The following is a 13,796-nucleotide window of genomic DNA, read 5'->3' on the forward strand; positions in this document are numbered from 1 at the left end:
CAAGGTTTCCGTCTTAGTCGTCTGCGTCCTGACCGCCGGGCGCGTCGGGCGCGTCCGGGTCGAACGACGGGACTCCCTCCTGGGTCTCGGCCTCGATCGCCTCCGCCTCCGGGAGGAAGGGCGCGAGCTCCGGAAGTTCGTCCAGGCCGCGCAGGCCCATCCGCTCCAGGAAGTAGTTCGTCGTCCTGTACAGGATCGCACCTGTTTCGGGTTCCGTGCCCGCCTCCTCGACCAGACCGCGCTGCAGGAGGGTGCGCATCACGCCGTCGCAGTTCACTCCGCGCACGGCGGAGACGCGGCTGCGGCTGACCGGCTGGCGGTAGGCGACGACCGCGAGGGTCTCCAGCGCGGCCTGGGTGAGACGGGCCGTCTGGCCGTCCAGGACCAGCCGCTCCACGGCGGGCGCGTACTCGGCGCGGGTGTAGAAACGCCAGCCGCCCGCGACGAACCGCAGCTCGAAGCCGCGGCCCTGCACGGTGTAGTCGTCGGCCAGCTCGCGCAGCGCGTCGCCGATTCTCCGCCTGGGCCGCTCGAGGATGCGGGCCAGGTGCTCCTCGGTCGCGGGCTCGTCCACGACCATGAGGACCGCTTCGAGGGCGGGCTTGAGGTCGAGCCCGGCGACGGAGCGCAGGCCCGCGGGCGCGCCGGTGGGCGCTTCGGTGGTTCCGGCGGGTGCCTCGGCGGGGCCCGTGGGTGCCTCGGTGGTCTCGCTCACGCCTTCTTCTTCTCCTCGGTCTCCTCGGGCGGCCGGTCGAACTCGTCGGTGACCATGGGCGCCGCGTCCGTGTCCCCGCCGGTCCAGCGCACCAGCAGCTCCCCGAGGGCGGTCTCCTGTTCCAGGGCCACGGCCTTCTCCCGGTACAGCTCCAGCAGCGCCAGGAAGCGGGCCACGACGGTGAGGGTGTCGCCGGTGTCCTCGACCAGCACCCGGAAGCTGGCCTCGCCCAGTTCCCGGAGCCGCGCCACCACGATCCCCGCCTGCTCCCGCACGCTGACCAGCGGGGCGTGGATGTGGTCGACGTAGACCTGCGGCTTGGCCTTCGGCTGCATGGCCTTGACGGCGAGCCGGGCGAACCCCTCGGGCCCGATGCTGATGACGACCTCGGGCAGCAGCTCGGCGTGCTGGGGTTCGAGGCCGACGGTACGGGGGTGGCGGCGGGCCTCCTCGTCCAGGCGCTCGTTGAAGATGTCGGCGATCCGCTTGTACGCGCGGTACTGCAGCAGCCGCGCGAACAGCAGGTCCCGGGCCTCCAGCAGCGCGAGGTCGGCCTCGTCCTCGACCTCGGCGGCGGGCAGCAGCCGGGCGGCCTTGAGGTCGAGCAGGGTGGCTGCAACGACGAGGAACTCGGTCGTCTGGTCCAGGTCCCAGTCGGGGCCCATGGCCCGGATGTGCGCCATGAACTCGTCGGTGACCTTGGACAGGGCGACTTCCGTGACGTCCAGCTTGTGCTTGGAGATGAGCTGGAGCAGCAGGTCGAACGGCCCCTCGAAGTTGGCCAGCCGAACCTTGAAGACCCCGTCGGCGGCGGTCTCCCCCGCCTCGGCCTTCCCTGCCTCGGCCTTCCCTGCCTCACCGGCTCCGGCCGGCTCGGCCCCGGACTCGGTGGCGACGCCCTCGGACACCGGTTGCGGCGGCCCGGGTTCGGCGGTCGCCGGTGCCGGAGCGGCCTGCGCCGCGCCGGGCTCCGCCGGGACGGGGCCGCCCGCGGCCGGTGGTTCGGGTTCGAGCGGGGGCGGGGGCGGGGGCGGTGCGGTGTCCGGCGAGGGTGCCGACGCGGGCTCCGGCGGAGCCGGGTGCGGCTCCGCGGGCCGCGGCTGGGACGTGCCCGGTCCACGGCCGAGCGCACGCCTGCGGCCGGCACCGGGGCCGGAGGCGGGGGCGTCGTTCGGGGTCATGGCCGTCGCAGGCTATCGTCTGCCGCCCGCCCGGCCGACTACCGACCCCGCAGCCGCCGTACCAGGATGCTCGCGTCCCCGCGGGACTCCAGGTCGGCCAGGACCACGGCGACCGCCTCGCGGACGATACGGCCGCGGTCCACGGCGAGGCCGTGCTCGCCCCGGAGGACCAGTCGGGCGTGTTCGAGGTCCATCAGTTCCTCGGCGGACACGTACACCGTGATCTTCTCGTCGTGCCGTTCGCGTCCGCTGGGCCGCCGGTTCGCCGCCCGCCCGCGCTTGCGCGGCTGCTCGGCCGCCGACGCGGCGGCCGCGGCGGCAGATCCCTCGGGCGGAGCCTGGCGCCGGGACGGCCGGGTGCGCGACTCGGCGGTCCCGGCCGGTTCCGCGTCCGCCGCGGCGTGCTCCGCGCCCTCTCCGTCACCGCCCTGGACGGGCACCGACGGCGGCGCGTCCTCGGCGGCCACGTCGTCGCTCTCCCCCGCGGGAGCCGGCACCCGGGCCTCGCCGTTGGCCCCGCGCCGGGGCGTGGACGGCTGGAGCGCCATTCCTCCTGTCGTACGGAACAGTTCGTCGGCCCCGGGCAGACTCACTCGGCGTGACACCGGGCGAGCACCTCCCTGGCGAGCTGGCGGTAGGCGGCGGCGCCGACGGAGTTGGAGGCGTACGTGGTGATCGGCTCACCGGCGACGGTGGTCTCCGGAAAGCGGACAGTGCGGCCGATGACCGTGTGGTAGACGTGGTCGTCGAACGCCTCGACCACGCGCGCGAGCACCTCACGGCTGTGCACCGTGCGCGAGTCGTACATCGTGGCGAGGATGCCGTCGAGTTCCAGGTCGGGGTTGAGCCGCTCCTGGACCTTCTCGATGGTCTCGGTCAGCAGGGCCACGCCGCGCAGCGCGAAGAACTCGCACTCCAGCGGAACGATCACCTTGTGGGCGGCCGTCAGCGCGTTGACCGTGAGCAGGCCGAGCGAGGGCTGGCAGTCGATCACGATGTAGTCGTAGTCGTCCATCAGCGGCTTGAGCGCCCGCTGCAGGGTCGACTCGCGCGCGACCTCGGAGACCAGCTGGACCTCGGCGGCCGACAGGTCGATGTTGGAGGGCAGCAGGTCCATGTTGGGGACCGCCGTCTTCAGCAGGACCTCGTCCGCCGACATGCCCCGCTCCATGAGCAGGTTGTAGACGGTGAGGTCGAGCTCCATGGGGTTGACGCCGAGACCCACCGACAGCGCGCCCTGCGGGTCGAAGTCCACGAGCAGCACGCGCCGGCCGTACTCCGCGAGCGCGGCACCCAGGTTGATGGTCGACGTGGTCTTGCCGACGCCGCCCTTCTGGTTGCACATCGCGATGATCTTCGCGGGGCCGTGGTCGGTCAGCGGGCCGGGGATCGGGAAGTACGGCAGCGGGCGTCCGGTCGGACCGATGCGCTCACGGCGCTGGCGGGCCGCGTCGGGCGCGAGCGTCGCCGCGTACTCGGGATCGGGCTCGTACTCGGCGTCGGGGTCGTAGAAGTGCCCCTCGGGCAGTTCGTCGTAGTCGGCGAGTTGGTTGTGGGGCGCGCCACTTCCGTCGCCGGCCATGGCGTTCACGTGATGGCCATCCATGCTCTGGTGTGCTGTCCGGACCGTCTGCGGACCCGGAGTCTGGTGGGCTGCGAAGGTGCGCACAGCGACGGAGCCGACAGCCTCGAATCCCGCGGAACCGGCCTGGCCCCGTACCGGCATTCCTGGTTGACCACCCCCGGGAGTAAATGTCGACTCATTCACAAGTCGTCTTACCTCCTTGGTGACCAGGAAACTTCTAGACAAGGTCAGCGTGGCACCATGCCGACGATTGGCGACTCTATGGCGTGTCGGCGGTCCGCAGCAACACAATCCGCCGGACCCGGCCGGATGTGTCGGCAATGAAACATCCCTCTGTCAAGGGCGTACGGGCGTCGCACGGCAGGTTTCACCGGTGTGCGAATCGGTCGAAGGGTTACGTTCGAGGCGAGTTGACCGCAAGTGGCAAAGTGACCATACACACATCCGGCCGGACCTTGTCGGGCAAGGTCCGGCCGGGTGTTCGGTGTTGACGACACGTGTTGACGAATCGCCTTTCACCGGTTGGCGACTTGGCGACACACCAGGTCGGCGAGGGTCAGCCGAGCAGGGACTCCAGCTCCACGTGCTCCAGGCCGTGAGCCTCGGCGACCTCCTTGTAAACGACCTTGCCGTCATGGGTGTTGAGACCCTTGGCGAGCGCGGCGTCGCGGCGCAGCGCCTCAACCCAGCCGTTGTTGGCGAGGGAGACGATGTACGGCAGCGTGGCGTTGGTGAGGGCGTTGGTGGAGGTGTTCGGCACCGCGCCCGGCATGTTGGCGACGCAGTAGAAGACCGAGTTGTGGACGCGGAAGGTCGGCTCGGCGTGCGTCGTGGCACGGGAGTCCTCGAAGCAGCCGCCCTGGTCGATCGCGATGTCGACAAGGACACTTCCGGGCTTCATGCGCGACACCAGCTCGTTGGTGACGAGCTTCGGGGCCTTGGCGCCCGGGATGAGCACCGCGCCGATGACGAGGTCGGCGTCCAGGACGGCCTTCTCCAGCTCGAAGGAGTTGGACATGATGGCCTTGACCTTGGTGCCGAAGACCTTGTCGGCCTCACGGAGCTTGTTGATGTCGCGGTCGAGCAGGGTCACGTCGAAGCCCATGCCGACGGCGACCTGAGTGGCGTTCCAGCCGGAGACGCCACCGCCGATGACGACGGCCTTGGCCGGGGTCACGCCCGGCACACCGCCCGGCAGCACACCGCGGCCGCCGGCCGGGCGCATCAGGTGGTAGGCGCCGACCTGCGGGGCCAGCCGGCCCGCGACCTCGGACATCGGGGCGAGCAGCGGCAGCGCGCGGTTCGGCAGCTCGACGGTCTCGTAGGCGATGGCCGTGGTGCCGGACTCGATGAGCGCGTCCGTGCACTCCTTGGAGGCGGCCAGGTGCAGGTAGGTGAAGAGGATCTGGTCCTTGCGGAGGCGGTGGTACTCCTCGGCGACCGGCTCCTTGACCTTGAGCAGCAGGTCGGCGGCGGCCCACACCTCGTCGGCGGTGCCGAGGATCGTGGCACCGGCGGAGACGTACTCCTCGTCCGTGATCGAGGAGCCGAGCCCGGCGCCCCGCTCGACGACGACCTGGTGGCCGTTGCGCACCAGCTCGTGCACGCCGGCGGGGGTGATGGCCACCCGGAACTCGTTGTTCTTGACCTCGCGGGGGATGCCGACCTTCACGTCGATCACGGTCCTTGGCTCAGAGGGTATGGGGGTGCATTACAAGACGTACCCAGACATGCAAGGGCATACCGGGAGACACCGCAGGAGAACGAGCGGCAGAGCCAGTTTAATGAAGGTGTTCCGACTGTCTAGCCTTTCATTGCATCAATCTTCGCTCGCGGCAGTACGGATTTCGCAGGCATCATCGCCGTAATCCGGCAGGACGCCGTCCTCCTGCACCCCGTTACCCAGCATGCGCTCGGCCGCGGCCCGGTGCAGATGGGCGGCCGCGGGGTCGCCGAGCCGGTCCAGGGTGTCGGCCAGCCTGAGCTGCAGCGCGGCCTGCAGCCGGGTGTCCTGGGCGCGCCGTGCCCACTCCACCGCCTCCCGGCAGGTGTGCAGCGATTCCTCGGGCCGTCCCGCGTACTCCTGGACCCGGGCCACCTCGCTCAACGCCCGTGCGTGGGCGGCCACATCACCGTCCTTGCGGTACCCGGCGGCGGCCGCGCGCCAGTTCCTGAGCGCCTCGCCGTAGCGGCCCGCGTAGGTGTGGGCGGTGCCGGTTCGGCCGTACAGCCGGGCGGCCTCCGCGCGCTCGCCCCGGGCCAGCCGCTCGGCCAGCGCCCTGCCGAACCAGTCCGCGGCCCGGTCGTAGTCCCCCAGCTCCTGGTGGGCGCCGCCTACGGATTCCATCGCGCGGCCGGTCGCGTACGGGTCGTTCGCCTGGCGTCCGGCGTCCAGCGCGGCCCGGTAGCGGGCCAGCGCGTCCCCGGTGCGGCCGGTCCGGGCGTCCACGTCACCGAGGTTCAGCAGGGCGGCGGCCCGTTCCCGGTACAGCCCGCGCCGCTCGGCGACGTCGAGGACGAGGCCGTGGACCTCGTACAGGTCGGGTGCCGCCGCCTGTGCGCCGAAGTGCGCCGCCATGGCCCTGACCAGCTGGGACATCAGTCGGCGGGCGAGGGTGTCCAGCTCACCGTCGGCGACGGCCACGCGGGTGGCGGCCAGCAGGGCGGGCCGGCGCGCACGCAGCCACTCGGCGGCCGCGCGGGGTGTGGGGAAGCGCAGCGCCGGGGGCATGTCGCGCAGCTTCTCCCGGGCCTGCGGGCTGTCCGTCTCGGTGATCACCCGGCAGGACTGCAGCAGCCGTACGCTGCGCTCCAGCATCCGGGCCCGGGCGAGCTGGAGCTCCCCCGGACGCTCCTGGCTCTCGGCGCGGGCGCGCATCAGCGGGTGCAGACAGCCCGGCACGGCGTACTCGGGCAGCGGGGAGTCCACCGCGCGCAGCAGGCCGAGCGCGACGAACTCCTCCAGCACGGCGCCGGCGGTGTCCACCGAGCAGCCGGCCAGGGCGGAGGCGGTGTGCGGGTCGACCAGACCGGCCGGGGCCAGGCACAGCAGGCGCAGTATCCGGGCGGCCCGGCCGGGGAGCTGGTCGTGGACGAGCCGGAAGACCCGGGCGAGCGGGGTGCCCTCGGTACCGTCGTCGGCGTCCGCGTGCAGCCGTTTGGCCAGGTCGGAGACGGCCGCCTGGGGCCGGGAGGCGAGCCAGCCGCCGGCCAGGGTGAGCGCGGCCGGCTGGCCCTGGCAGGCCTCGGCGAGGCTTTCGGCGGAGCGCGGGTCGACGGTGATGCGGACCGAGCCGGTGTAGCGGGTGAGGAGTTCCACCGCCGACTTGGTGTCGAGGCCGCCCAGGGTGCAGGGGCGGACGTCGGCGATGCCGGTGAGCGGCCCGCCGGCGACGGCGACGACCAGGCAGTCGGGGGCGTCCGGCAGCAGCGCGTCGACCTGCTCGGCGCCGGCCGCGTCGTCCAGCAGGAGCAGCGCCCGCCGGCCGGCGAGGGCCGTGCGCAGCACCTCGGTCAGCTCTTCCTCGGCGGCCCCGGCGGGGGCCGGCACGTCGAGCGCGGCGAGCAGTTCGCGGGCGGTGCGCGCGACGGGGACGGGGCTGCCGCCGGGCTCGCTGAGCCGGGCCCGCAACACTCCGTCGGGGTAACGCTCGGCGACCTGCCGGGCGAGTTCCCCGGCCAGGGCTGACCGGCCGGAGCCGGGGCGTCCCGCGATGAGGAGCACGCGCGCGCGGGGTGCCTTGCGGCCGGAGAGGGTGTCCAGGCCCGCCCGCTCGATGTCGGCGCGCAGCCCCTTCAACTCCCGCGTGCGGCCGAGGAAATGGTGCTCCGCGGGCGGATGCGCGGGCAGCCGCGCGCCGTCTGTGTCCACCGCCTGATCCGTCACGGGCCACACTCCCGTCCCACCGCACGCGCAAGCCCGCCGGGTCCTCCCGGAACAGGCATTTCCAGAGCCTAGTTCACGCTCTGCGACGTTCCGGTGGGAGCGCGGCGGGCACATCCCCCGATCGGATCAGGCGATCGTCACACCAATGCGCGGACGGCTGGGAGCGGGCCCCGGGCCGGGGTGGGTCCGGGGCCGGGGCGAGCGGGTCCCGGACGGCCGCCGGGGCCCTTCCGGGACTCGGGGCTCAGGACTCGAAGGGACGCGCGGGCCAGGGCGCGTCGGCCGGGCGCAGGCCGTCCAGGCCGTCCAGGCCGTCCCCGCCCCGGGCGGCGACCAGCGAGAGGACGCCCACCACGAGACAGTTGTTGTGCACATCACCGGCGAGCACCCGGCGCACCAGCTCGTCGACCGGCACGCGCGCGTGCTCCATGTCGGTCTCCTCGTGCTCCGCCTCGAACCGCACGCCCTCGGCCTCCGAGAGATCACGGGCGAGGAAGATCCGCACGGCCTCGTCGCAGCCGCCGGGGGTGGTGTACACGTCGGTCAGCACCCGCCAGTCCTCGGCCTTGACGTGCGCCTCCTCGTACAGCTCGCGCTGGGCGGCGTGCAGCGGGTTCTCGCCGGGCACGTCGAGCAGGCCGGCCGGGATCTCCCACAGCTTGTGCCGCACCGGGTGCCGGTACTGGTTGATGAGCAGCACCCGGTCCTCCTCGTCCAGGGCGAGGACGGCGACCGACCCGGGGTGCACCTGGTAGTCACGGCCGACCACCGAGCCGTCGGGCATGACGACCTCGTCCGTGCGCACGGAGGTCTTGTTGCCCCTGAAGGGGGTCTGGGTCGCCCGGATCTCCCACTCCGCGGGGGTGTCCTTGATCGTCATGCCCTGTCCTTCCACACGTGCGCGAGCGGCCGGGGCGCGATCCATTTGAATGGGCGCGCCCCGGCCACCGTACAACTCTCGTGTTACTTCGAGATCTTCCGCTCGACCGAGGCCTTCACCAGCCCGGCGAAGAGCGGGTGCGGGCGGGTCGGCCGCGAGCGCAGCTCGGGGTGCGCCTGCGTGGCGACCAGGTAGGGGTGGACGTCGCGCGGGTACTCCACGTACTCCACGAGCTTGCCGTCCGGCGAGGTGCCCGAGAAGAGGATGCCGGCCCTCTTCTCCAGCTCCGCGCGGTAGGCGTTGTTCACCTCGTAGCGGTGGCGGTGCCGCTCCTCGACGTACTCCTTGCCCTCGTACACCTCACGGACGATGGAGCCCTCGGCCAGCTTCGCCGGGTACATGCCGAGCCGCATGGTGCCGCCCATGTCGCCCTCACCGGCGACGATGTCCATCTGCTCGGCCATCGTGGAGATGACCGGGTGGCCGGTGGCCGGGTCGAACTCGGTGGAGTTGGCGTCCGGGATGTCGGCGAGGCTGCGCGCGGCCTCGATCACGATGCACTGCAGCCCCAGGCAGAGGCCGAGCAGCGGGATCTTGTTCTCGCGGGCGTAGCGGATCGCGCCGACCTTGCCGAGGACACCGCGGTCGCCGAAGCCGCCGGGGATGCAGATGCCGTCGACGTCGCCGAGCTGCGCCTTGGCGCCGGCCGAAGTCTTGCAGTCGTCCGAGGTGACCCACTTGATCTTGACGCGGGCCTTGTTGGCGAACCCGCCGGCGCGCAGCGCCTCGGTGACCGACAGATAGGCGTCGGGCAGGTCGATGTACTTGCCGACCAGGGCGAGGGTGATCTCGTGGTCGGGGTTGTGGACGCGGTCCAGCAGGTCGTCCCAGGTCCGCCAGTCGACGTCCCGGAAGGGCAGGTCGAGCTTGCGCACGACGTAGGCGTCCAGGCCCTCGGAGTGCACGACCTTCGGGATGTCGTAGATCGACCGGGCGTCCGGGCAGGCCACGACGGCGGCCTCGTCGACGTCGCACATCAGCGAGATCTTGCGCTTGATGGCGGTCGGCACCTCGCGGTCGCAGCGCAGCACGATGGCGTCCGGCTGGATACCGATGTTGCGCAGGGCGGCGACGGAGTGCTGGGTCGGCTTGGTCTTCAGCTCGCCGGAGGGGCCGATGTACGGGAGCAGCGAGATGTGGACGACGAAGACGTTGTCCCGGCCGACCTCGTGGCGGACCTGGCGGACGGTCTCCAGGAACGGCAGCGACTCGATGTCGCCGACCGTGCCGCCGACCTCGGTGATCACCACGTCGACCTCGTCCGTCGCCATGCGGCGGATGCGGTGCTTGATCTCGTTGGTGATGTGCGGGATGACCTGCACGGTGTCGCCCAGGTACTCGCCGCGCCGCTCCTTGGCGATCACGGTCGAGTAGACCTGACCGGTGGTGACGTTGGCGGATCCGTCGAGGTCCCGGTCGAGGAAGCGCTCGTAGTGGCCGATGTCCAGGTCGGTCTCGGCGCCGTCGTTCGTGACGAACACCTCACCGTGCTGGAAGGGGTTCATCGTGCCCGGGTCGACGTTGAGGTACGGGTCGAGCTTCTGCATCACGACGCGCAGGCCGCGGGCCTTGAGCAGCATGCCCAGGCTGGAGGCGGTGAGGCCCTTGCCGAGCGAGGAGGCGACACCCCCGGTGACGAAGATGTGCTTGGTCGTCGTAGATTTCGGCGGCATGGCCAAGAGGGGGCTCCCGTGGTCGCTGTCTGTCGTGCGGTGCGGCTGTCGGTCCGGATGTTTCCGGGGGTCGCCGTCGCTGCGGTTCGGGGGTCTTCCACCACCGGTCCACGGGCTACCAGCGTAACAGCGCCCGGACGAGATGGCTCCCGGCCACGCTCCGCTCCCGCTCCCGCACGCAGCGGTTCCGTTCCGGGGCGGCGTCCGTCACACCCCTGTACACAGGCGCTCATTCGTCACATGCTCATCACCCGCTGCTCACTCGTTCGGCCCACACGGGTTGCCGGGAGCGGCACGCAGATCATCTACGTGCGTCGTATCCTGCTCGGACACTCACCTGCCGAGCCCGTCCGGAACGACGGCACACCCCCGCCCGCGGTACCCGGAACAACGAGAGCGCGGCAGTTCGTTGAGCAAGGACTGTCGTTTTGCCCCAGGGCTCGGCGGGCTGCTTTGCTTCACCGCTCAACGACGCACAACAACGACCCCTTGACCGCACTAGCGACAGCCCCCCTGCGCGGGGGTGACGTGGCCGTTCGACTGGAGTTGCACGTGGCCGGGCGCATCGAAGACTACGCACTCATCGGAGACATGCAGACCGCTGCCCTGGTCTGCCGGGACGGCACAGTCGACTGGCTGTGCCTGCCCCGCTTCGACTCGCATGCCATCTTCGCCGGCCTGCTGGGCACCGAGGAGCACGGCTTCTGGCGGCTCGGCCCGGCGCACGCGGCCGACTCACAGCCGCCCACCGCCGCCCGGCGCAGCTACCGGGGCGACTCGCTGATCCTGGAGTCCGAGTGGGACACCCCGCGCGGCACCGTGCGCGTGACCGATTTCATGCCCCCGCGTGACGGCGCCCCGCAGCTCATCCGGATCGTGGAGGGCGTCACCGGCCGGGTGCCGATGCGCTCGGCGCTCAGGATGCGGTTCTCCTACGGCCGGGTCGTGCCCTGGGTGCACAAGCACGAGGGCCGCACGGTGGCGGTCGCCGGACCCGACTCGGTGTGGTTCGACACGGAGGCCGAGACCTACGGCAAGGCGCTGACGACCTACGCCGACTTCACCGTCGCCCCGGGCGACCGGATCGCGTTCACCATCTCCTGGGAGCCCTCGCACAAGGAGCCGCCGGCGCTGCCGGAACCGGAGCAGTCGCTGGAGGCGACGGAGACCTTCTGGCGCGAGTGGGTCGAGCACTGTACGTACCACGGTCCGTACCGCGAGGCGGTGGTCCGCTCGCTGATCACCCTGAAGGCGCTGACCTACGCCCCCACCGGCGGCATCGTCGCGGCCCCCACCACCTCCCTGCCCGAGGACATCGGCGGCGTCCGCAACTGGGACTACCGCTACACCTGGCTGCGCGACGCGGCGATCACCCTGTCCTCGCTGCTGCGCACCGGCTACCGCGAGGAGGCCCGCGCATGGCGCGAGTGGCTGCTGCGGGCGGTCGCCGGCGACCCCGAGAACCTGCAGATCATGTACGGCATCGCGGGCGAGCGCGAGCTGGGCGAGGCCGAGCTGGACTGGCTGCCGGGCTACGAGCACTCGGCCCCCGTCCGGGTCGGCAACGGTGCCGCGCACCAGCTCCAGCTCGACGTGTACGGCGAGGTCACCGAGGCCCTGCACCTGGCCCACATGACGGGTCTGGCCCGCAACGACTACGCGTCCCTGCTTCAGCTGAAGCTGATCCGCTACCTGGAGGACCACTGGCAGGAGCCGGACGAGGGCATCTGGGAGGTGCGCGGCCCGCGCCGGCACTTCGTGCACTCCAAGGTGATGGCCTGGGTGGCGGTGGACCGCACGATCAAGCTGATCGAGTCCGGTGACGCGGACGGCCCGCTGGAGCGCTGGAAGGAACTGCGCGACGACATCCACCGGGACGTGTGCGAGAAGGGCTACGACAAGGAGCGCAACACCTTCACGCAGTCCTACGGCTCCCAGGAGCTGGACGCCTCCCTGCTGCTGATCCCGCAGATGGGCTTCCTGCCCCCGGACGACAAGCGGGTGATCGGCACCATCGAGGCGATCCAGCGCGAGCTGTCCACCTCGGACGGCTTCATCCTGCGCTACCCCACCGAGGGCAAGGACGAGGGCGTCGACGGCCTCCCCGGCGACGAAGGGGCCTTCCTCGCCTGCTCGTTCTGGATGGCGGACGACCTCGCGATGATCGGCCGCGTGGACGAGGCGAGGAAGCTGTTCGAGAAGCTCCTCGCACTCCGCAACGACCTCGGGCTGCTCGCCGAGGAGTGGGACCCGCGGCTGCAGCGCCAGGTCGGCAACTTCCCGCAGGCGTTCAGCCATGTGCCGCTGATCGACACCGCACTGCGGCTGACGGCCTCCGGGGCGTACGGCGGCTGAACGCGACCGGGTGAGCCGCCCCGCCTAGGCTGGAGAGGCACCATTGCCCCTTTCCGGAAGGGGGCGGCCATGGCTTCCCCTTCGAAGGCCGGCGCGGCCCTCGCCGCGTTGCGCGAAGATCTTGCCGGCGACGTGTTCGCCCCCTCGGACCCGGGCTACGACGAGGCCCGCGCCGTCTTCAACGCGATGATCGACCGGCGGCCGGCCGTGATCGCCCAGTGCGCGGGCCCGGACGACGTGGTCCGCGCCGTACGGTTCGCACGGGACCTGGACCTGCCGGTCGCGGTGCGCGGCGGCGGCCACAGTGTGGCCGGCACCGCCCTCGGCGACGGCGCCGTCGTGGCGGACCTGCGCCGGATGCACGGGGTGAGCGTCGACCCGGCGGCCGAGGCGGTCCGGGTGGAGGGCGGCGCCACGATGAGCCATCTGGACCGGGCCACCCAGCCGCACGGCCTCGCCACCACCGGCGGCCGGGCCTCCACCACCGGCGTCGGCGGCTTCGTCCTGGGCGGCGGCACCGGCTGGCTGGACCGCACCTTCGGCTACGCCGCCGACAACCTGCTCGGCGTGGAGCTGGTCACCGCGGACGCCGAGCGGGTGCACGCGAGCGCCGACGAGAACCCGGAGCTGTTCTGGGCCCTGCACGGCGGCGGCGGCAACTTCGGCGTCGCCACCGCGCTCACCCTGCGGCTGCACGAACTGCCCGAGTTCTCCATCGCCCTGCTGCTCTACCTGCCGCACCTGGGCCGGGACGTGGTCCGCATCTTCCGCGAGACCGTCACCTCCGGTCCCGACGAGGTGAGCGGCGCCGTGCTGTATCTGACCGGCCCGCCCGAGGAGTTCGTACCGGCGGAGCTGGTGGGCAAGCTGGTGTGCGCCGCGCTGCTGACCTACGCCGGCGGTGAGGAGGACCTGCGCAAGCTGGCCGAGCCCCTGCTGGCGCTGCCCCACGAGGCGGAGATCGCCGGCGCGATGCCGTACGCGGACGTCCAGTGCATGCTGGACGATCCGCCCGGGCAGCGGAACTACTGGTCGGCGGAGTACGTGACCGGTCTGCCCGACGAACTGGTGGACGTCTACTGCGCCCGCGCGGAGAGCATGCCGGTACCGACCAGCACCCAGCACCTGCTGTTCCCGCAGGGCGGCGCGATCGCCGCCGGTCCGCACGAGTACCCGGTGCCCTACCGGGACGCGCCCTGGGCGGTGCACCCCTTCGCCATCTGGCAGGACCCGGCCGACGACGAGCGGGCGGTCGCCTGGGTGCGCGAGGTCCGCGCCGACGTCCGGCCGTGGAGCACCGGCGCCGTCTATCTGAACTTCATCGGGGACGAGGGCCGGGACCGGGTCCGGGCGGGACTGGGCGAGGGGAACCTGCTGCGGCTGGAGAAGGTGAAGCGGGCCTTCGACCCCGACAACGTGTTCCGCTTCAACCACAACATCCGGCCGGTGTAGCCGGGACAC

Annotated in this window: 10 protein-coding genes; 2 read left to right on the top strand and 8 right to left on the bottom strand. The window is 71.8% G+C overall.

Going from position 1 to position 13,796, the window contains the following annotated elements:
• Positions 1 to 13: 13 nt before the first annotated feature.
• The 8 genes from scpB to ABZ478_RS11165 form a co-directional block, all read right to left on the bottom strand.
• The gene (gene scpB / locus ABZ478_RS11130; protein WP_359547533.1) at positions 14 to 631 is read right to left on the bottom strand and encodes an SMC-Scp complex subunit ScpB; all 618 of its coding nucleotides are present in this window, start codon (positions 629 to 631) and stop codon (positions 14 to 16) included.
• An 80-nt stretch (positions 632 to 711) separates the two neighbouring features.
• Positions 712 to 1,896: a segregation/condensation protein A gene (locus ABZ478_RS11135; RefSeq protein ID WP_359547453.1), complete on the bottom strand. Its 1,185-nt coding sequence runs from the start codon at positions 1,894 to 1,896 to the stop codon at positions 712 to 714.
• Positions 1,897 to 1,934: 38 nt separating this feature from the next.
• A complete protein-coding gene (locus tag ABZ478_RS11140) occupies positions 1,935 to 2,501 on the bottom strand; it encodes a hypothetical protein (protein WP_359547456.1) in 567 nt (188 codons plus the stop codon).
• Positions 2,486 to 3,622, bottom strand: coding sequence for a ParA family protein (locus ABZ478_RS11145; protein ID WP_358934856.1), 1,137 nt, complete (start codon positions 3,620 to 3,622; stop codon positions 2,486 to 2,488). The genes ABZ478_RS11140 and ABZ478_RS11145 overlap by 16 nt, the downstream gene beginning before the upstream one ends.
• A gap of 415 nt (positions 3,623 to 4,037) precedes the next feature.
• Positions 4,038 to 5,162: an alanine dehydrogenase gene (ald, locus tag ABZ478_RS11150; protein ID WP_359547458.1), complete on the bottom strand. Its 1,125-nt coding sequence runs from the start codon at positions 5,160 to 5,162 to the stop codon at positions 4,038 to 4,040.
• Positions 5,163 to 5,300: 138 nt separating this feature from the next.
• Positions 5,301 to 7,367 carry a tetratricopeptide repeat protein gene (locus tag ABZ478_RS11155; RefSeq protein ID WP_359547460.1) on the bottom strand — a complete coding sequence of 689 codons (2,067 nt, stop codon included), beginning with the start codon at positions 7,365 to 7,367 and terminating at the stop codon, positions 5,301 to 5,303.
• A gap of 244 nt (positions 7,368 to 7,611) precedes the next feature.
• Entirely contained in the window at positions 7,612 to 8,247 is a 636-nt protein-coding gene (locus ABZ478_RS11160) for an NUDIX hydrolase (RefSeq protein WP_359547463.1), read from the bottom strand.
• An 83-nt stretch (positions 8,248 to 8,330) separates the two neighbouring features.
• Positions 8,331 to 9,980 (bottom strand): CTP synthase, encoded by a 1,650-nt coding sequence (locus ABZ478_RS11165; RefSeq protein ID WP_359547465.1) that lies wholly within the window; start codon positions 9,978 to 9,980, stop codon positions 8,331 to 8,333.
• 552 nt (positions 9,981 to 10,532) lie between these two features.
• Between ABZ478_RS11165 and ABZ478_RS11170 the strand changes: the two genes are divergently transcribed.
• Both ABZ478_RS11170 and ABZ478_RS11175 read left to right on the top strand, forming a co-directional pair.
• Positions 10,533 to 12,335: a glycoside hydrolase family 15 protein gene (locus tag ABZ478_RS11170; protein WP_359547535.1), complete on the top strand. Its 1,803-nt coding sequence runs from the start codon at positions 10,533 to 10,535 to the stop codon at positions 12,333 to 12,335.
• A gap of 69 nt (positions 12,336 to 12,404) precedes the next feature.
• On the top strand, positions 12,405 to 13,787 hold the full coding sequence (locus tag ABZ478_RS11175; RefSeq protein ID WP_359547468.1) for an FAD-binding oxidoreductase: 1,383 nt from the start codon (positions 12,405 to 12,407) through the stop codon (positions 13,785 to 13,787).
• The last annotated feature ends 9 nt before the right edge of the window (positions 13,788 to 13,796 follow it).

It is taken from the genome of Streptomyces sp. NPDC005706, assembly GCF_040631045.1.
Lineage (GTDB): Bacteria > Actinomycetota > Actinomycetes > Streptomycetales > Streptomycetaceae > Streptomyces.